At 63.1% G+C, this 19,789-nt stretch carries 19 protein-coding genes; 14 read left to right on the top strand and 5 right to left on the bottom strand.

The annotated features are described in order from the left end of the window. The first annotated feature begins 153 nt into the window (after positions 1-153). Positions 154-963: a pullulanase X25 domain-containing protein gene (locus tag OW521_RS08665; RefSeq protein WP_268025766.1), complete on the top strand. Its 810-nt coding sequence runs from the start codon at positions 154-156 to the stop codon at positions 961-963. Positions 964-1,078: 115 nt separating this feature from the next. Further along, positions 1,079-1,432 carry a GNAT family N-acetyltransferase gene (locus tag OW521_RS08660; protein ID WP_268024560.1) on the top strand — a complete coding sequence of 118 codons (354 nt, stop codon included), beginning with the start codon at positions 1,079-1,081 and terminating at the stop codon, positions 1,430-1,432. A gap of 30 nt (positions 1,433-1,462) precedes the next feature. On the opposite strand, the gene OW521_RS08655 is transcribed toward OW521_RS08660, so the two are convergent. The 3 genes from OW521_RS08655 to OW521_RS08645 form a co-directional block, all read right to left on the bottom strand. Beyond that, positions 1,463-2,218 (bottom strand): ArsR/SmtB family transcription factor, encoded by a 756-nt coding sequence (locus OW521_RS08655; protein WP_268025764.1) that lies wholly within the window; start codon positions 2,216-2,218, stop codon positions 1,463-1,465. 108 nt (positions 2,219-2,326) lie between these two features. Beyond that, entirely contained in the window at positions 2,327-4,006 is a 1,680-nt protein-coding gene (locus tag OW521_RS08650; RefSeq protein ID WP_442781245.1) for a DUF222 domain-containing protein, read from the bottom strand. Between the two features lie 185 nt (positions 4,007-4,191). After that, positions 4,192-4,515 (bottom strand): hypothetical protein, encoded by a 324-nt coding sequence (locus tag OW521_RS08645; RefSeq protein WP_268024558.1) that lies wholly within the window; start codon positions 4,513-4,515, stop codon positions 4,192-4,194. A 132-nt stretch (positions 4,516-4,647) separates the two neighbouring features. On the opposite strand from OW521_RS08645, the gene OW521_RS08640 reads away from it, so the two are divergent. Continuing rightward, entirely contained in the window at positions 4,648-4,986 is a 339-nt protein-coding gene (locus OW521_RS08640; protein ID WP_268024556.1) for a hypothetical protein, read from the top strand. Between the two features lie 9 nt (positions 4,987-4,995). After that, positions 4,996-5,505 (top strand): mycothiol transferase, encoded by a 510-nt coding sequence (locus OW521_RS08635; RefSeq protein WP_268024554.1) that lies wholly within the window; start codon positions 4,996-4,998, stop codon positions 5,503-5,505. Here the strand turns inward: OW521_RS08635 and OW521_RS08630 are convergent. Beyond that, positions 5,502-5,774: a hypothetical protein gene (locus OW521_RS08630; protein ID WP_268024552.1), complete on the bottom strand. Its 273-nt coding sequence runs from the start codon at positions 5,772-5,774 to the stop codon at positions 5,502-5,504. The genes OW521_RS08635 and OW521_RS08630 overlap by 4 nt on opposite strands. Before the next feature lie 46 nt (positions 5,775-5,820). Then, entirely contained in the window at positions 5,821-7,227 is a 1,407-nt protein-coding gene (locus tag OW521_RS08625) for an MFS transporter (RefSeq protein WP_268024550.1), read from the bottom strand. A gap of 119 nt (positions 7,228-7,346) precedes the next feature. On the opposite strand from OW521_RS08625, the gene OW521_RS08620 reads away from it, so the two are divergent. The 10 genes from OW521_RS08620 (at position 7,347) to OW521_RS08575 (ending at position 19,699) form a co-directional block, all read left to right on the top strand. Then, on the top strand, positions 7,347-7,895 hold the full coding sequence (locus OW521_RS08620) for a TetR/AcrR family transcriptional regulator (RefSeq protein WP_268024548.1): 549 nt from the start codon (positions 7,347-7,349) through the stop codon (positions 7,893-7,895). A gap of 277 nt (positions 7,896-8,172) precedes the next feature. Beyond that, entirely contained in the window at positions 8,173-9,387 is a 1,215-nt protein-coding gene (locus OW521_RS08615) for an ROK family transcriptional regulator (protein ID WP_268024546.1), read from the top strand. Then, entirely contained in the window at positions 9,384-10,343 is a 960-nt protein-coding gene (locus OW521_RS08610) for a carbohydrate ABC transporter permease (RefSeq protein ID WP_268024544.1), read from the top strand. The genes OW521_RS08615 and OW521_RS08610 overlap by 4 nt, the downstream gene beginning before the upstream one ends. Continuing rightward, positions 10,336-11,151, top strand: a complete 816-nt coding sequence (locus OW521_RS08605; RefSeq protein ID WP_268024542.1) for a carbohydrate ABC transporter permease — start codon at positions 10,336-10,338, stop codon at positions 11,149-11,151. Before OW521_RS08610 ends, OW521_RS08605 begins: the two co-directional genes overlap by 8 nt. 41 nt (positions 11,152-11,192) lie before the next feature. Continuing rightward, a complete protein-coding gene (locus OW521_RS08600) occupies positions 11,193-12,443 on the top strand; it encodes an ABC transporter substrate-binding protein (RefSeq protein WP_268024540.1) in 1,251 nt (416 codons plus the stop codon). 122 nt (positions 12,444-12,565) lie between these two features. Further along, positions 12,566-13,753: a glycoside hydrolase family 15 protein gene (locus OW521_RS08595; RefSeq protein WP_268024538.1), complete on the top strand. Its 1,188-nt coding sequence runs from the start codon at positions 12,566-12,568 to the stop codon at positions 13,751-13,753. A gap of 1 nt (position 13,754) precedes the next feature. Then, a complete protein-coding gene (locus tag OW521_RS08590; RefSeq protein ID WP_326494017.1) occupies positions 13,755-16,007 on the top strand; it encodes a glycoside hydrolase family 31 protein in 2,253 nt (750 codons plus the stop codon). Positions 16,008-16,027: 20 nt separating this feature from the next. Then, entirely contained in the window at positions 16,028-17,026 is a 999-nt protein-coding gene (locus OW521_RS08585; RefSeq protein WP_268024536.1) for an aldo/keto reductase family protein, read from the top strand. A 316-nt stretch (positions 17,027-17,342) separates the two neighbouring features. Further along, positions 17,343-18,260, top strand: coding sequence for a hypothetical protein (locus tag OW521_RS08580; RefSeq protein ID WP_268024535.1), 918 nt, complete (start codon positions 17,343-17,345; stop codon positions 18,258-18,260). Positions 18,261-18,331: 71 nt separating this feature from the next. Next, positions 18,332-19,699, top strand: a complete 1,368-nt coding sequence (locus OW521_RS08575) for an MFS transporter (RefSeq protein ID WP_268024534.1) — start codon at positions 18,332-18,334, stop codon at positions 19,697-19,699. Positions 19,700-19,789: the final 90 nt, after the last annotated feature.

Below are 19,789 nucleotides of genomic sequence, written 5' to 3'. Positions count from 1 at the left end.
AGCTACTCACCGGTACCCGAGACCCCTCCATCACTTGTTGCTGTTTGGGCGTAATAGTGGGTCACGACACACGGTGTTTACCCAGAACAGTCGCCAGAGTTTACAGAACATTGGCAGACTGCTGAAGGAATGTTCGCCGTTGAAGGAGACCCGTTGGCCAAGTCCACCGTCGAAAAAAGCAGTGTCCGTCTCAAGACCGTCCTAGACCTCTTGGCAGAGGGAACCTGGTCCGAGCAGTCGTTGAATGCCGGCGAGATCCTGGCTGAGGCGATTGTGCGCGTCCCTTTGGATACGCGCGAGAGTGAACTGCTCAGCGGAGGGATTCCGCGCGGCCACAAGAACCTGACGACGGAGACCGCGAAGCTGGTCAAGGCCGGCTGGTTGGTCAAGGGCCGTTCGGGCTGGACCATCACCGACGACGGCCTTCGTGCCACGGTCGCTTTCGCCAAGCCGGACGAGTTCGCCACGGCACTCGCTGAAGGAACCCCTGTGCCGGCAGGTACCCCGCTCCCGACGGCGCCCGTCAAGAAGGCTGCGGCCAAGAAGGCGCCCGGCGCTGAAAAGGCACCTGCCGCCAAAGCCGCCGCGACGAAGACCCCGGCCGGAAAAGCAGCGCCCAAGAAAGCTGCCGCACCCAAAGCGTCTGCCGCCGTCGAGAAGCTTGAGCAGCCGTCCGCCGTCGCGATCGCAGGTGACTTCAACACGATCCTCGGCGCTCCGGAAGATTGGGCTCCGCAGTACGACGAGGTGCAGATGAAGTTCAATACCCGCCGCAAGGTCTGGACCCTCGCCGCAACGCTGCCCGCCGGTTTCTACACGTACAAGATCGCGCTGAACCGCTCGTGGGACGAGAACTACGGCGCGTTCGGCGTCCGTGATGGCGCTAACCACGAGCTAAACCACGACGGCGGCAAGGTCACCTTCACGTACGACCACGCCACGCGGGACATCGTAACGGCTTAGCCGTTCATCTAAGTTTTCTCCAAGTCCACATTGGGACTTGGAGAAAACTTGGGAACAAAGTGCCCCGTGTTCGAGGTTAGGGTATGTCAACTGAACCTAACCCGAGGAGCTAGCGATGATTGATGCCACCATCGTCCATAACGTTCACCGTGAGCGCTTTGAGGTGCTCGTCGACGGCCGCGTGATCGGCAAGGCCGCGTACAAAACGTACGACGAGGGCGGCTCCCCGCAGCGGATTTTCTACCACACCGTGATCAACGAGGAGTACGGCGGACAAGGGCTTGCTGGCAGGCTCGCCGAAGTGGCCCTGAATGAGACAGTGAGCGAGGGGCTCCGGATCGTGCCGGTGTGCCCGTTCATTAAGACGTTTCTCACCAAACACCCCGAATATGAGGCGGACACGACTGCCCCGACGCCCGCACACCTGGAGTACCTCAGCGCGGCCCTCGTTCCGGCGGCTAGGGCCTAGCGACGCGCCCGGGCGCGCCGTCGTCCGCTCTTAGGCGTACATCAGCGAACCCGGAGTCGTGAGAACCTCGCCGGTCTCCAGCCAGGTCTTCAGGCCGGAGAGGATCATCGGCCAACCGCCGTAGATCTGGTCGTTGCCGCCTTCGCGCAGCTCGCTGTGGGTGACGGTCAGGTGGCAGGAATCGCCCACCGGCTCGATCTCCCAGGTGACGCGCGAGGTGCCCTCGGCTTTGACGTCCTCGCCCCAGAGCGCGCGCATTGTCTGGACGAGCCGCCGCGGGGGATCGACCTCCACGTTTTCGCCTTCGCCCAGGACCATTCCGTTGGCCTTGGGGTTGTGCATCTCGTAGTGGCCGCCAGGCGTCCAGTCAGCGGTGTGGGTGTTGCCGAACTGGTATTTGCTGCGGATGTCGCTGTCCGTGATGGCTTCCCAAAGCCGTTCCGGAGTGGTCTTGATGTAGATTTCGAAGATCTTTTCCACGGGACTTTCCAATCTGGTTTTGAGGTCGCTCAAGGCAGCGGCCCATGGTTCTGCATATTTGCTCACCCAGCGGTCGTGGACGAGCCTGATGGGTACCGGATTCAGGAAATGGAGCTTTTCGCGACCGCGACGGCGGGTCACAACCAGCCCGGCCTCCTCAAGGATCTTGAGGTGCTTCATGATCCCGAAGCGGGTCATATCGAACCGTCCTTCAAGCGCGCTCAGCGTCTGCCCGTCCTCGCGGAAGAGCTCATCGAGCAGGTCCCTGCGGGTGGGGTCGGAGAGTGCCTTGAAGACGGCGTCCATGGATTTAGGATAGGTGACCATTTAGTCACATGTCAATGGTTCTGAGGGCCAAAGGGCACGGCCAACGCGTTCCTGTCGTGTGCGGGCGCGTTTCGTGTCTGGGCGGCTTCATGTCCGGGTGGGTCTGAAGTAGTGGTTGCGTCGGGGTGTTTGGCGGGGATCGATGTGGGGCGGGGGTTTGAACCATGCCGCTCCGGAGTCCGTGGTGATGGTCCAGTGTTCTTTGTGGATGACGTGGTGGTGGTGGCTGCAGAGCAGGACGCCGTTGTCGGTTCCGGTGGTGCCGCCGTGGGACCAGTAGGTGATGTGGTGGGCTTCGCACCAGGATGCGGGGATGTCGCAATCGGGGAAGGCGCAGCCTTGGTCGCGGGCGGTGATGGCTTTGCGGATGTGGGGCGGGAACACCCTGGTGGTGCGGCCGATGTCCAGGATGCGGCTGTCGCTGCCGAGCAGGACGGGGATGATGTCGGCGTCGCAGGCGATCTTGCGGATGACCGAGGGGTGGATCGGGCCCTGGAACGTGGACGCGCCGGTGCTCAGCCGGGGATTCGCGGCGGTGGTTTGGTGTTCGACGCGCTCGAGCAGCTCGCGGTAGTCGATGGTCACTATGACCTGCGGCCGGAGACCGCCCGCGGCGGGCAGCTCGCCGGTGGACAGGGCCGCTCCGCAGGCCCCGACGAGCCCGTCAAGGAGCTTCTGCGCCCGCGAGCGGCGATCCAGGGACGGGCGGGCGGCGGCGTCGTGCTCCGAAAACCCTCCGGCGGCGCCGGTGTTGCTGCCGGTGTTGCTGCCTGGATCCGGATCCGGTGATCCGTCGGTATCGTGGCGGAGGCGCGGGTTGGCGGCGGTGTTCATGACGGTGGCGAGGGTCTCGAATTGTTCGGCGGTGGCGAAGATTTCCAGGTGGTGCAGGCCGCGGCGGGGTGTGCGGATGAACGCTCCTTGGCGGTGGCGGAGTTCTTCCTCGCTGGGTTCGGGTCCGTCCTGGTCGATGGCATCGACCCAGCGCTTGGCCATCCGGGACACGAAATCGGGATCGCTCTGCACCGCGGTGCTGGTCAGTGCCTGTTCCATCTGCTGGGCGGTGTCCGTGTCGGCGAGGTGCCGCACCTGGTCCAGGGCAAGGCTGATCACCGTGGCCGAGCGGGACGGCACGGCTGCCGAGGACAGGGCCGCGGCGAGTACCCCGTGCCGTGCGGGTATTTCCTGCCCGGCGATCCCGGTCTGCGGGAGCACGGCGGAGGCGACCGCGAGCCGGCGACGCGCCTCGCCGATGCCGATCCGCAGCCTGGCCCGCAGGAATTCGGCCGCGTTCCGGTAGCCGTCGTCAACCACGGCTGCCGCGTCCGCAGGGCTGGCCGCGGGTGCCGACGCCGGAACCTCGGGGTCGGATGCGGTTGCCGGTTCTGCTGCGGCTGCGGCGGGCCCGGTCCAGCCCGTCCTCCACCCCGGCGCCGGGGATGACTGCCGTGCCGTTTGGGCTTCGCGCCGCGTCCGCTCCACGGCCTGGGCTGCCACGATCTGCAAAAACTCCACCGTCCGCGAGATCTCCTCGACCTTGCCGGCGAAATCAGCGGCCTCGGGGAAACCAAACAGCCGGGCCTCGGAGACAGCCGTTGCGCGCAGCGCATCCATCGCCGCCGCGGCCTGATCAATGCCACTTGCCAGCGACGGCGCGGCGGACTGGTTTTGAAGCTCGGCATGGAGGGCAGGGACGGGCCTCAGGCGGCGGGAAAGGCGTCCCAGCGACGCAATCCCGCCATCGGGCGGGGCCGCCCGACGTGCCACGAATTGACCGATGCCTTCCATAAACCAACACTGTCACGGGGCTCGGACATTTTTAGCCCCGCCCTCACCGTCGACCGAAGACTGTGGGAGAAACTAGGAGCCGGCCGGTCACCACCGGCCGGCCGCCCCGGGAAGACACAACCCGGGAAGACACAACCCGGGAAGACACAACCCGGGGAAGACACCTAAGTGTTGAGGTCCCAGTGAATCCGGATCGCCTCAGCGATCGGGCCGGCAGTGACATCGACCTGGAAGGCAACGGGCGCGGTCCCTGTCTCTTCAATGACCGTGTCATGGTAAACGCGTCCGCATGCCGGACACAGGGTGTATAGATCCTCGTCTTCGGGCCACGCGGCCAGCCCCGGCGGAACAGGGGAGTCTCCTCCGGCGTAAACAGGGACCCCGTGCGAGTTGGCCTGAATCAACCCCTCTTTGCTGACGGTATTACCGCAGAGGCAGGTGATCGTGGTGACATCATGACCGATGACGTCTGCGAATTCAGTGTCCATGATGAGCTCCCCGGCGATGGAAGAGACGTTCTGCTTGTAGCTTATGCCTGTGGATCGCCGGATGCGTCGGCCCAGTAATTTCGCTCACGGTTATCGGTTGTTCCCCGACATCCGGGGCGGGAAGATGTTCCCATGCTGCCTGAGGAGCGTTTCAGTACACTGGTCGATGAATTCCGGGCCAGCCCCGGGGTGAGCGTTCCGGGTGAACCAGGGAAGCACGGATTCGGTTCGAACGCGCTGAAGGTCCACGGCTCGATTTTTGCGATGATTTCCGGAGGCAGGCTTGTGGTGAAGCTGCCACACCAGCGGGTCGAGACGCTGATCGAAACCGGAATTGGTGCGCCGTTCGACGCCGGCAAGGGTCGTGCGATGAGGGAGTGGCTCACCGTCACATCCGACGAAGAGGAGTCATGGCTGGCCCTGGCTCGTGAGGCCTTGGACTTCGTGGGGTCTCAGCGAGGAACAAAATGAGGAGGCGCGATGAAATCCAACGAACTGCTGCTGGATGCCTTCGGCCGGATCCATGACACCGTTGCCGCCACTCTCGAGGGGGTCGACGACGAGTCTTTGGTCCGTCGGCCCGCAGGGAGCGGAAACTCGATTGCGTGGTTGATCTGGCACCTCAGCAGGGTAGAGGACGTCCAAGTCGCCGCCGCGGCCGGTTTGGAACAGGTCTGGACCTCGCAGGGTTTTGCCGGTCGCTTCAACCTGCCGCTGCCCGAACGGGACACCGGCTACGGCCACACGAGCGACAAAGTCGACGCGGTCCAGGCCCGGCCGGAGCTTTTGCTCGAATATTACGACGCCGTCCACCGGCAGACGGTGGGGTTCCTGAGAACTCTCGGCGATGGGGACCTTGATCGCATCGTCGACACCCGCTGGAACCCGCCCGTCACCGTCGGTGTGCGGTTGGTCAGCACTATTGCCGATTGCCTTCAGCACGTGGGGCAAGCCGCTTACGCCAAGGGACTGAAGTCCTCGGGCCGTTAGGGCCGGCCGCGCTCGTCGCCGTTCGCTACCGCCTCGCCGTTCGCTACGGCCTCGTCGTTCGCCACCGCCTCGATCCAGTCGACCGCCTCGTCCGGGAAATAAAACCCCGTGGGCTCCTTCTGACCGGACCACCATGCATCGGAAGTGGCCGGCCCGCCAGCTTGGGTAATCTCCGTAACCACTTCCTGGGGTACCGCGTCGCCATTGTTCTCGATCAGCCATTTCTGGGTGGACGGCTTCAGCTTCGGCCACCAGTGCTCGATACTCATGGCCGAAGTCTGCCATGTCCGGCGTCCGCCGGGGAAGGCGCGCCTCTCAGGCCACCTTCCGGGGTTTGAAGACCAGCCCGACGACGGCGGCCAGCGCGAGCGCCGAGAGAACGGTCGCGGACCAGAACCCGGCCCTCCCTCCGGTCAGGAAGTCGCCCGGGATGGCGAAGGCCGCGTAGGTCGAAGCCACGATGGCCAGGCCGACGGCGCCGCCAAGCTGCTGCATTGTCTGGAAGAGCCCGGAGGCGGACCCTGCGTGCTCGGGTTCGACGTTGCGGAGTGCGAGCGTCGTGAGCGGCATGAACGTCAGGCCGGCAGAGATTCCGGTGCCCAGAAGGGCAAGCAAGACAAGGGCGAAGGGGGTGTCCGCGCTTAGCTGCGTGAGCGGCAGGAAGGCGACGACGCGAAGTGCGGCGCCTAGGATGACCAGTCGGACCGCCCCGACCCGCTCGAGCAGTCGCGGAACGATCCGTGACATCGCGAAGATGCTCAGTGGCATCGGCAGGAACGCCAGTCCGGTCATCATGGGCGTGAGGTGCAGATCGTCTTCGAGGTACTGGACCATGAGGAAGAACATCGCCAGCATCCCGCCATAAGTGGCCGCCATCGCCGCCAGTGCCGCCACTCGGCTCGGACTGCGTAGCAGCTGCGGGCGGAGCAGGGGGTGGGCCACTCTCCGTTCGGTGACGGCGAGCACTACGATCAGTGCCGCGCCGACAACGAGGCCGCCGATGGTCCGCGGGCTGGACCAGCCGACGTCGCCCGCCTGAATGAAGGCCCACACAATGGCGACGGCGCCGCCGGTGGCGGTCACCGCTCCGAGGATGTCGAAACGGCCGGGCCTCCGGGGGGTTTCGGCGACCAGGCGCGGCACCGCAATGAGGACCACGACGCCGATCGGCACGTTGATGAAGAGCGTCCACCGCCAGCTGGTGGTGTCCGTGAGCAAGCCGCCGAGGATGAGACCGAGCGCGCCACCCATTGAGGCAATCGCGGAGAACAATGCGAGCGCTCGGTTCCGCGCGCCGTCGTCCTTTGCGGTTGTGGTGATGAGTGCGAGCACGCTCGGGGCGGCGAACGCGGCACCAAGGCCTTGCAGTGCGCGTGCGAGGACGAGGAGGAGCGGCGAGGTGGCCAGGCCGCCGAGCAGTGAGAAGAGCGTGAAGGCTGCGACGCCCACCAGGAAGGTGCGACGACGGCCGAAGACGTCTCCGATCCGTCCACCGAGCAGCAAGAGGCCGCCAAACGCGACGGCGTAGCCGTTCAGGACCCAGCTGAGCTCGGCCCGGTTGAAGTGGAGATCGGTGGCGATGTGGGGCAGCGCGACGTTCACGACTGTCGCGTCGAGGACAAGCATGAGTTGGGCCAGCATGACCAGCCAGAGGCCAATGCTGCCGGCGCGGCCGGATCTTGCGATCCCGGCGGGTGCGCGTGTGGCGATTGTGGGTGTCATGGGAGGTGTCCTGTTCTAGCCGAGGGGGCTGACGTACACTAAGAGGAGAGTTACTCCGCTTAGAACTATACGGAGACACTCTCCGTTTTGCAATCATTTTGTTGGAAGGGCTGGTTTCCGTGCGCGCTGACGCTCAACGTAACCGCGATCGAATCGTGGAAGTTGCGCGTGCCCTCTTCCGCGCCAAAGGCTTCGAATCCGTTTCGATGGACGAAGTCGCCAAGGCGGCCGAGGTTGGCCCCGGCACGCTTTACCGCCACTTTCCGACCAAAGAGTCCCTGTACGACGCGGTCCTGGAAGCTTGGGCGGAAAAGGTCAACGCGGCTGTCGAGCGAGCGCTCGCCCTCGACGCCCCGGCACGGGAGCAGTTGGTGACCTGGTTGACCGACTATGCGGCCATGCTGACAGAACACAAGGGTGCGGCCGCGCGGATCACTGCCGCGCTGGGCGATCCCGGGTCTCCGTTTGCAGCGAAGTGCCAGACCTACCTCGGCGCCAATCAGCGCGTGATCGAGGCGTTGGACTCTGCCCTGCGTCCCGGGGTCGAGGCAATGCAAATCAGCCGGCTCGTGGGCGGCGTGGCCGCCGTCGTAGACAACAGCGAGCTTCCCGCCGACGCGGCGGCATCGATGCTCGCGATCGTCGCGGACGGACTGCTCGCCTCCTGACGCGCGGGGGAGCGTTCGAGCCCACTCCCGACCCTCCTGCACTTTTGGAGCGTTTTTGAGTGACGCTCCCTCACTCGTAGCGCGTTTTTCGCCCTCGCTCGCTCACTTTTACGACGGTGCGACGACGGATGCGGTCGCACTTGGCGTGATGATGTTCGGTCGGTGCGACCATTTTGACCATCTGTGAACGGACCAATGCCTGAGCCTGCAAACATTCCCTTGACGTGACCTACAACATAGTTCTAATCTTTATTTAGTTCTAAACAAAGGAGTTCACATGTCGCGACCGAATGGCAACGCTGACGTTACCCGCTCTGCGATCTTGGCATTTCTGGGCACCTCTGGCGGCGCATCCCGCGCCGACCTAGCCAGGGGTCTGGGGGTGTCGCCGGCACTGATGACCCAGTTTGTGAAAGACCTCATCTCAGATGGTCTCGTGAGGGAGTTGGCGATGTCGCCATCCAACGGCGGGCGTCCTGCGCGGCTGCTTGGACTGGTGGCTTCCGTCGGGCGTGTGATTGGTATGAAAGTTGCTAAAGACCACGTTGCGCTTGTCGAAACAGAGCTGGGCGGAAAGGTGGTGAGGGCCGAGAGCTGGCCGTTCAATGCCTCCTCGGTCACGTTCCTTTCCCCCTTGGTTGACCTCGTCCTGGGGTTCCGGGCTGCGGGCGGCGGCGCTCCCATTCTCGGTGTGGGCGTTGGTGTTCCGGGATCGGTGGATGCGCAGGGGACCGGCGTGGTCGATTCAAGTCTTCTTGGATGGTGGCAGGTTCCCCTGGGGGCCGTTCTGAGCCGGGAACTTGGCGTGCCGGTGTTGGTGGAGAACAATGTCAACGCCCTCGCCGTGGCCGAGCGGCTCTACGGCCCCGGCCGTGATCATGCCGACTTCCTTGTAGTCACCATCGGTGAGGGCGTCGGTGCCGGATTCGTGACCGGGGGCGCAGTCGTCCGCGGCAGCCGCGGCGGAGCCGGCGAAATCGGCCATATCGCTGCGGTGATGGACGGGCCCCGCTGCACTTGTGGCAACCATGGCTGCATTGAAGCGTTGATCGGTGAAGAGGCGCTCGTCGCGCAGGCCCGCAGGTCAGGCGTGATCCCGCCCGACGGTACTGTGGCTGATTTGCAGGCCCGGGCCGACGCCGGCGACGCTTTGGCGCAGAACATTTTCCTAGAGGCAGGCCGGCCGCTGGGGCGGATCGTCGCCGGTCTGGTACAGGTGCTTGACCCGGAAATAGTGATTGTCAGCGGTGAAGGAACCAAGGCTTGGAGCCATTGGAAGGCCGGATTCGAGCAATCATTCCGGGCTGCGCTGACCTCCGACCGCCGGAGCATTCCTGTGATCGCCGAGTCCTGGGACGACGAAAGCTGGGCCCGAGGTGCAGCCGCCTTGGTCGCATCCGCTCCGTTCTACAGCGGTGAAAGCTCCGGCGAACAGGGACGTAGGGTAAGGGCCCGGCTCAGCTCGCCCATAGAGCAGGCGATCGGGTCATGACAACTGTTGGAAATTCCAAGCCAGGCGTTCTCAGGGCCACCACCACACGCGGAGGCAATCCTGCACCCATCCGGCGGAAGCCCGCCCCGCGTCTTCGGTACGCATTGACGGTTGCGTTGTTCCTGCTGCCGAGCGCGTTGCCGCTGCTATTCTTCACGATCGTTCCCATGGTGTCCGCGTTCTGGATCAGCCTGAACCAGTGGAACTTGGTGGGTTCAATGAAGTGGGTGGGCCTGGACAATTACGCCAGGCTTGTCACGGACCCGGGTACACAGGGCGCGTTCCTTCATACCGTCTATTACATTGTCGGTTACCTACCCCTGGTGTATGTCGGCGGCCTCGCCATCGCCCTGGCCCTGAACGCGCGGATCAAAGGGCGCAGCATGCTTCGGGGCCTCTATTTCCTTCCGGTGGTAACTAGCTGGATCGTCGTGGCGCTCGTCTGGCGCTGGCTGCTGAACCCCAGCACCGGCATCGTGAACTGGCTCCTTGGACTGATCGGCATTGCCGGCCCGGGGTGGTGGACAGACCCGGCTTGGTCGATGCCTGCCATCATCCTTGCCTCGGCGTGGAAAGATCTTGGGTTCGTCATGGTGATTCTGCTCGCCGGGCTGCAGGCCATTCCCGAAGAACTCTACGAGGCTGCAACGGTCGACGGCGCCGGCCCATGGCGCCGCCTGTTCAGCATCACTCTCCCGATGCTGTCTCCATCAACGTTTTTCGTCATCGTCTTGTCACTGATCAATGGTTTCCAAGTGTTTGACCAGGTGTATGCCATGACTGGAGGCGGGCCAAACAATTCATCCCAAGTGGTAGTGCAGCAGATCTATGACCTCACGTTCCGCTACGGCCGGGCAGGCGAAGCATCCGCCTTGTCATGGCTTCTGTTTCTCTTCATCCTGATCATCACTTTGATCCAGGTGCGGGGCCAAAAGAAGTGGGTGAACTATGCGTAAGCACCCGCGCTTGATCGCGCTGAACGTCCTCGTAGTCGCAGGTGCCGCCGTGATGGTGTTTCCTTTCCTGTGGGCGTTCGTCACCTCCATCAGCCCGGGAGCCGGCCTGTCCGCCACCCCGCAGCTGATCCCGGAGAACCCTTCCCTGTCCGCCTACGCTGAGTTGCTCCAGCGGCTCCCGTTCGTCCAGATCGTCCTTAACAGCCTGATCCTTGCCATCCTCACCACGGTGTTCCAGCTCGCCACAAGCTCCTTGGCTGCTTATGTCTTTTCGCGCATGCCCTTCAAAGGGCGGAACGCTGTGTTCGCCGTGTATCTGGCCACCATGATGGTTCCCCTGCAGGTCCTGGTTGTTCCGCTGTTCGTTGAGATGAAAAGCCTCGGCCTCATCGACACGTACCTGGGCGTTCTGCTGCCCGGCGTTGCCAGTGCATTCGGCGTCTTCCTTCTGCGCCAAGCCATGAATTCCGTTCCCACGGACCTCGACCAGGCCGCAACGCTGGACGGAGCGGGCCACTTCCGGATCTTCGGGCTCATCATTTTGCCTTTGGTTCGTCCGGCCCTGGCAACGCTGACCGTGTTCGCGTTCCTGAACAGCTGGAACAGCTTTCTCTGGCCGCTGATTATCCTGCGCACGCCCGCTATGAAAACGCTCCCGGTGGCATTGGCAGCGCTCCAGGGCCAGTACACAACCCAGTGGGACATCGTCATGGCCGGATCAGTGGTCAGCGTCCTGCCAATGCTTGCCCTCTACATCTTCACCCAGAAGTACATCATCCAAGGGGTCGCGGGAACCGGACTCAAATAGACCGGACTGCCCTGCTTCCCCCTTTATCAATGGAGATAGACATGAACAAAAAGCCCTTGGCCGCTCTGGGCCTCGCCCTGGCCGCAATCCTGGCAACGACCGGCTGCGGCTCCGGAGGAAGCCCTGCTGCGTCAAGCAATGAAAAAGTAACCATCAAGTACTCAAACTTCACCTCCAACGGGGGCAACGAGAAGAACCTGGCCACAATTGTTCAGGCCTTCGAAAAGGCCAACCCCAACATCACTGTCCAGGTCACCACCTTGCCCTACAAGGACTACGCCACCGCACTCCAGACTGATCTGGCCGCGGGGACCCAAGCCGATACTTTCGATATTGAATACGCGAATCTGCGCTCCTATGTGTCCAATGGGGCAGTCGCTCCTCTCGAAGGAGTTGACGGTTCCAAGTACAAGCAGTCCCTGCTTCAGTCCTACCAGTCAGATGGCAAGCAGTATGCGCTGCCCAGTTCCTTCTCCGACGTAGTCCTGTACTACAACAAGGCGCTCTTCGACGCCGCCAAGGTCGCCTACCCCACGTCCAGCTGGACATGGGCAGATGAGACTGCTGCCGCGAAAAAGATCACGGATAGCGCCGCGGGCGTCTTTGGAGACTTCCAAAACGTGAGCTTCTACGAGTTCTACAAAGCACTGGCCCAAACCGGCGGCAAGTTCCTCAACGACGACGGCAAATCCGTCGGGTTCAACTCGCCGCAAGGAATCAAAGCAGCTGAGTGGCTGGCAGGCAAGAGCGGAACGACCATGCCAACACCCGCCCAGGGCGCAGGGACCCCGGACTTCGACACCAAGCTATTCAAGGACGGCAAGCTCGGCATGCTCCACAGCGGCATCTGGGTGGCAAGCAGCTTCGCTGATTCACCCAAGAACTGGGACATCGCCGTTGAGCCCGGAGACACGCAGAAGGCAAGTGCGGAGTTCTCCAACGCCATTGCGGTAGCTGCAAACTCCAAGAACAAGGCCGCCGCCCAGAAGTGGGCCGAATACATGACCAGTTCAGATGTCATGGCACAGACGCGCATAAGCGCCGGATGGGAACTACCTGCTACCTCCGATGACTCTTTCCTGAAGCCCTATCTCGCGAAGGACAAGCCGGCAAACCGCAAGGCCATCTTCGACGCACTTGACCACGTCGCCCTCACCCCAGTAATCGGCGATAACCAGCAAAAAATGGTCGACATCATCACCAATGCCCTTGGCGAAATCGAAGCGAAGCGCTCCACAGCTGCTGATGCGCTGAAGGGTGCATCAGACCAAATCAACGCGCTGCTGAAATAGGCCGGGCACAACCGAACACGGCCGGAGTACGGGTCGCGGTGTCACCCTGACTGTTGGCACCGCGACCCGCTCACTGCCTGAAGGCTCATCGCCTGAAGACTCATCGCCTGAAAGAGAAGCATATGATCGAGAATTCCATGCCAGGTTCAACGGCGACGTCCATTGGCGATGCCACCGTCCGCTCGATAGTCCACGCAAGCACACAGCTCATTTTGGAACAGCAGACCCCGGGGGGCGCTTATCCCGCGAGCCCGTCGTTTTCCGCCTATGCCGGATATTGCTGGTTTCGTGACGGCTCGTTCATCGCCGACGCAATGTCCTCTGCCGGGCATATCGAATCCGCCGAACTGTTCTTCGACTGGTGCGCGAAAGTCTTGACTTCCCGCTCCGGAAAAATCCGGCACATCGTGGCAGAAAGCCTAGCCGGAAGGCCTCCGGCCGATGGCAAAATGCTGCCAACCCGATTCACCCTCGAGGGCGACGACGGAAACGACGAATGGTGGGACTTTCAGCTCGACGGTTACGGTACCTGGCTGTGGGCGTTGGCTGAACACGGCGCCCGATTTGGTCGGTCACTGGAACGTTGGGCCGAGGCGATTGCCCTCACGGTCGACTATCTGGCCTGCTCCTGGGACCGGCCCTGCTACGACTGGTGGGAGGAGGCTGCCCAGCACGTGCACGTCAGCACTCTCGGCTGCATTTCCTCAGGTTTGGCAAGCATTGTTGAGACCGGGCATCTGGAGGAAGCAAGTGTCCTACGAGCCACCGAGACCGCGGAGCTGATCCGGCGCCGCGTCCAGAACGATGGAGTCAGGAACGGGCACCTCACCAAATGGCTTGGAACCGAAGCGCTAGATGCCAGCCTCCTGGCGCTCATCGCTCCGATGAACTTCCTTGAACCGGTGAGCCCTGTAGGCAAAGGGACCATCTCCGCCGTCGAAGAGCAGCTCACCGTCCGCAACGGCGTTCACCGGTATCTGGCAGACAGCTACTATGGCGGCGGCCAATGGCCGCTCCTAAGCTGTTTCCTTGGGCTGGCGCAGGAAGCAGCCGGAAACCGCCCACGGGCACGTGAACTGCTTCTCTGGGCTGCTTCCGTTGCGAGGGGCGGCACCGAACTCCCGGAACAGGTCGAAGACAACCTCCTAGATGCCGAGTACCTGCAACCCTGGATCGATCGCTGGGGGCCTTCGGCCAGCCCGCTGCTGTGGAGCCACGCCATGTTCATCCGACTCGCGATAGCCCTCGACACCGCCAACCCCACCGACCGGTCGGAATCCGGCCTCCAGACGAACGAAAAAGGACTCTGAATTGATCCGCCACAAACCACTCGGCTCAGGACACCCCTACGTCAACGACACCGATCAGCGCAGCCCCGTCCGTCCCCAAGCCGGCGAGTCCGTCACCTTGGGGGTACGAACCTCACCTGAGCTGACAAATGTGGTCTGTGAATTGGCGGAAATTCGAAACGACGGGTCGGTGACCCAATCAACCGTGCCTCTCACGCGGGTGCCGGCGGCCTCCCGTGGACAAGTGGTCGACGGCGGCCATCTCGCCTCAGCTCAAGCCAAACTGGCCCGTGCGGCCAGCGGCTGGCAGACCACGCTCGGACCGGCCGACCCTATGGCAAGCTACAAGTATCGCTTCAGCGGCGACAACCCTGCGGGCCGGAAGGAACATACCCGCTGGTTCAGCTATCAAGTGGCAACCTGGGAACCTGCGGAACATGCCCTGGACATCACCGGCGCCGGCCGTTTGATCCGTGACTCGGTCGAAGTACTGCACGACGGTTCCCGGCCTCTGCGGGTCAGGTTCGCGCTGTCCCTCGCCCCGAACGAACGGGTGGCCGGCTTCGGCGAGCGATTCGATGCCCTCGACCACCGGGGTACCACGCTGGACGCCGTCGTCTTTGAGCAATACAAAAGCCAGGGTGCGCACCGGAAGACCTACTTGCCCATGCCGTTCGCCCACGTGGTCGGCGGAGACGGCTGGGGATTCCACATCGATACCTCCCGGCGCACTTGGTACGACATTGGCGCATCCGACGAAAACCGGCTCATCATTGAAGCCGAAGTCGGCCCGGACCCCGTGCACGGCGATGCACTCCTGGGCGTGCAGATCTTCGATGGAACGCCCACCGAGGTCCTGCAATCCTTCCTCTCCAAAGTAGGGGGACCCAAGGAGCTTCCCGATTGGGTCTTCAAGCTCTGGGCGAGCGGAAACGAGTGGAACACCCAGGCAGAGGTCATGCGGCAGATGGACCTGCACCGCGAAACTGGAATTCCCGTGGGTTCCGTGGTGATTGAGGCATGGAGCGACGAGGCCACGTTCACTGCGTTCCGTGACGCTGTGTATACCCCCAGTTCCGACGGCGGCCCTCTGGGGCTCAACGACTTCACTTTCCCCGAAGGGGGAGCGTGGCCGGACCCGAAAGCCATGGTCGATGAACTGCACGAACGGGACATTCGCGTGGTCCTGTGGCAGATCCCGCTGATCAAGATGCGGCCACACCCCCAAGGGCAGGCACGGAACGACGCCGAAGCTGCGATCCGTGAAGGCCGGCTCATTCGTGAAGAGGCTCCGGACGGCAGCCTGCGGCCTTACCGGAACCGAGGATGGTGGTTCCCACTTGGACTTATGCCGGACCTGACCGATCCGGAGGCGGCACGCTGGTGGACGGAGAAACGGCGATATTTGGTCGAGGAACTTGGCATCGACGGATTCAAGACTGACGGAGGGGAGCACGCCTGGGGCGAGGATCTTCACTATCTCAATGGGATGAAGGGAGACGAGGGGAATAATTTGTTCCCAGTCGCGTACGCCAAGGCCTATGGCGATCTGCTCGAGTCTGCCGGTAAGGCCCCGGTCACTTTCAGCAGGGCCGGCTTCACTGGCTCCCAGGCCCACGGAGCCTTCTGGGCGGGTGACGAGGACTCCACGTGGGATGCATTCCGCTGGTCAATGTTTGCCGGCCTATCCGCCGCTGCGTGCGGCGTCGTGTACTGGGGTTGGGATTTTGCGGGCTTCTCCGGCGACGTGCCGACCGCCGAACTATATCTGCGCTCGGCAGCGGCGGCAGTGTTCGTCCCCATCATGCAGTACCACTCGGAATTCAACCATCACCGGAAGCCATCCCGTGACCGCACGCCCTGGAACATCCAGGAAAGAAGCGGCGACGAGACGGTGGTTCCGATCTTCCGCGAGCTGACGGAGCTTCGCGAACGCCTCATCCCGTATTTGTCGGAGCAAGCCCGGAAGACCATAGCCACCGGCGCCCCACTCATGCGGCCCCTCTACTTCGACTATGCCGAAGACCAGGAGGTCTGGGACCACCCGCTGCAATGGATGCTCGGCGATGACCTACTGATTGCCCCTGTGACCCGGGACGGGGCAAGGTCCTGGACAACTTACCTTCCTTCCGGAGACTGGATCGACGCCTGGACCGGGGACAGCTACGCAGGAAAGCAAACAGTAGATGTGCCCGCTCCTCTCAACCGCATTCCCGCATTTGTCCGCTCAGAGGCTTGGGACCGCATGAAGAACATCTTCGCAATCCGTCCCTGAACCGACAGCAGGAGATATTAATGGAATACAGAAAATTAGGCCGAAGCGGCATGTATGTCAGCGAAATTGCCTACGGTAACTGGATGACGCACGGGTCCCAAATAGAGCAGGATGCGGCCGCCGCATGCGTTCACGCCGCTCTCGACGCCGGCATCACCACCTTCGACACTGCCGACGCGTACGCTGACACGCGCGCCGAAAGCGCCTTGGGCGAGGCGCTGCAAGGCGTGCGGCGCGAAAGCCTGGAGATTTTCACCAAGGTTTACTTCCCCACGGGGGAGGGGCGTAACGACCGAGGCCTTTCCCGCAAGCACATCCGCGAGGCCATCAACGGCAGTCTCCGCAGACTCAAGACGGATTACGTTGACCTGTACCAGGCACATCGTTTTGACTACGAGACGCCGCTGGAGGAGACGATGCAGGCCTTCGCCGACGTCGTCCGGGATGGCAAGGCCCACTACATTGGCGTTTCCGAATGGACGGCTGAAGAAATCCGTTCCGGTGCCGCCCTGGCTAAGGAATTGAACATCCAACTAGTGTCCAACCAACCCCAGTACAACATGTTGTGGAGGGTTATCGACGAGGAAATCGTGCCGGCCTGTGAGGAGCTGGGGATCAGCCAGATCGTCTGGTCACCACTTGCCCAGGGCGTGCTCACTGGCAAATATTTCCCAGGCAAAGAGGCTCCGGCAGGTTCCCGTGCCACTGACCAGAAGGGCGGCAAGGACACGGTGGCCCGCTGGGTGCGCGACGACGTTCTCACCAAAGTGCAGCAACTGAAGCCGATTGCGGCCGACGCCGGAATGTCGTTGGGGACAATGGCTTTGGCCTGGGTCCTTCAAAACCCCAACGTATCGGCGGCGATCGTCGGCGCCTCGCGACCCGAACAGATCACGGCCAACGCCGAGGCCAGCGGCCGGAAGCTTGAAGATGCGTTGATGAAACAGATCGACGAAGTCCTTGATCCCGTTGTGGAGCGCGATCCGGCGAAGACCGACACCTTTCACGCGCGACCATAGCTTGCGTTCGTCTTTCTCGATCAAAGAGCCTGGTTGGTGCCTCTGCACAAACCCGGCTCTTTGGTTTCGGCACGGGGACGCGCGGGCCCTAGCGCGGCGCTGAGTACCCCCGGCAGCTGAGCTGTACTCCAAGTGCAAAGCACCACTTACTCGCAATCTCGTTAACTAAGTCCAGTAGGGATTACTCACGGCTGCCCGGAAACGGCTCCGTAGCATCCAATGTGAGCCGAAAACGAGGCTCACTGCCATTGTTTCGGGAAGCAATGTGCGGCAGTACCAACCCGTCTGGGTCCTGACCCTGCCGAGGATGCACATCATGAAAACTGGAAAACTCATGGCCCTCGGTTGCCTCCTTTTTGCTGGGGTAGCCACTCCGTTCTCCTCCGCGAACGCTGCACCGGTGGAGGCTTCGGGCATCGTGTTGGGCAGCGACACATCCTGGCCCCAATGTGGGGGCGGAGTTCCTGCGGGCCAGGCGTTCGGGATTGTCGGAGTGAACGGCGGACGGCCCGGCACCGCGAATCCCTGTTTCGCCGAGCTGCTGGGCTGGGCCAGCAGCTCGGCGGGCGGGACGAGCCAACCCGCAGCCGCTGTGTATGTCAATACCGCCAATCCTGGACCGTTCGGAGCCGAGTGGTGGCCGGCATCCGATGCGGACGTGGGCCTGGCCGGTCCGAACCCGTACGGGAGCTGCGACGGGACAGCTTCGGCGGCGTGTTCCTACCTCTACGGTTACGGCATGGCCTTCGACGACGTCACCCGGCACGGGGTACCCGACCCCGCCAAGCGCCTGTGGTGGCTGGACGTGGAAACCGGGAACGCCTGGTCCTGGGACAAAGTCGCCAACTCCGCCGATATTGAAGGCATGGCCGCCTACCTGCAAAGCATTGGAGCGGCGGTGGGCATCTATTCAACCTCGTACCAGTTCGGGCTCATCGCCGGTCAGCTTCATCCCGACAGCAATCTGAACGGACTCAAGAGCTGGCTTGCCGGAGCAACGTCAACGGAGTCCGCAGTGGAACTCTGCTCGGCCCCTCCGTTGACGGCCGGGGGTGCGGTCGCACTCACCCAATTCACCACGGACTTCGACTACAACTACTCCTGCCTTCCGCCCGCACCGCCACCACCCCCGGCACCTGCTCCGGTAGTGGCCCCGCCGAAGCCCCCGGTCCCGACGCTGACTCAAGACGCCAGCGGTAAGCGGAAGCCGGTACTGTCCACAGCGCAGAACTGACGGCTCCCCGCCGAGGTTCGTGTCGCCCATCGTTTCGTGACCCAAGGCAACCATGGACCAGACTTAGGGGCGTGACCAACAAATCCCGCCCCGGCCTAGCGATCGCTGCACTCAGCCTGGGGACGGCGTTGAATCCGCTGAACTCGTCCATGATCGCGGTGGCGCTGGTGGTGCTCCGCGAGGACTTTGCACTCGACGTCGCCACGGTCACTTGGGTGATCACGTCCTTCTACCTCGCCTCGGCCGCGGGCCAGCCGCTGATGGGCCGCCTCGCCGACCGTTTCGGTCCGCGGCGGCTGTTCACGTTCGGCATGGCGGTGGTTGCCATTGCCTGCGCGCTGGCGCCGTTCTCGCCGAACTTCGCATTGGTCTGCGTGGCGCGGGCGCTCATGGCAGTGGGGACCGCGACGGCGTACCCGTGCGCCGTCGTCATGGTTTCGGCACTCAGCCGGCAGGCAAACATCAGCTCCACCCGACCCTTGGGGCGCATCCAGATGGCGAACACGTCGGCAGCTGCGGTGGGACCCGTCGTCGGCGGCCTCCTGGTGAGTCTTGTCGGCTGGCAGGCGCTGTTCGCGATCAACGTGCCGATCTCACTCGTGGCCCTGATTGTGGTGCGGCGAGTGGCGTCGCCCGACGTCGGACGCGAAAGCGGCAAACTCTCGGTCCTCCTGCGCGATTCCGACATTCCGGGCATCCTGGCTTTCCTCGCCTCGCTCACGCTGGCGATGATGGCGTTGCTCAACGTGATGCCGGCCTACCGTTGGTGGTTTATCGCCGTCGCGGTTGTCCTGGCGGGGTTGTTTGCATGGCGCGAGTTGCGGTTCAGCCCGCCGTTCCTGGACTTGCGGCTGCTTGGCCGGAACCGGCCGCTGCTGCTGTTGTACTTGGGTTTCGCGGTGTTCAGCGCGGTCTATTACTTTGCGTTCTTCGGGCTTCCGCAGTTGCTGCAGCAGGCGGGAAAGTACGACGCCGGTGTGGTCGGCCTGCTGATGCTGCCCCTTGCTGCCATGTCGGTTTTCGTGACCCCGGTTGCGGTGCGGTTCATTGAGCGGTTCGGGGTGCGTTCCGTGATGATCGCCGGCGTCGTGCTTTTGGCCCTCGCGTCCGGGGCGTTGGGGATCCTGACTTTGTCCTTCTGGCCTCCGCTGGTGTTGGTGCTCACGGCGCTGATGGGTATCCCGTATGGCGTGGTCAGCACGGCGTCAAACCAGGGGCTGTATGTGTCCGCGCGGCCCCAAGACAGGGGAGTGGCCGCCGGGATCTTCCAGACCTGCCGCTACCTCGGGGCCATCACAGCGACGGTGCTCATCGGCGTGCTTTATGGGCCTGGCGTCAATCAGGCGAACTGGGGGTTGATGGTGCTGGTGATGCTCGGTCTGAGCGCGGTGGTGTTCGTGCTGGCGATGATGTGGCGGAAGCCGGGGACGGTGGGTTAGCAAAGCTTATTGACACTCAAATGAGGCGGGAATAATCTCGGCCTTACGAGGTTCGTGGTCTCGTTGTAAGTGTTTTCGGCGCTGCCTCTG

This window comes from Arthrobacter sp. MMS18-M83, assembly GCF_026683955.1.
Lineage (GTDB): Bacteria > Actinomycetota > Actinomycetes > Actinomycetales > Micrococcaceae > Arthrobacter.
The sequence above is the reverse complement of the archived record's forward strand: the minus strand, read 5'-3'. Positions and strand labels throughout refer to the sequence as shown.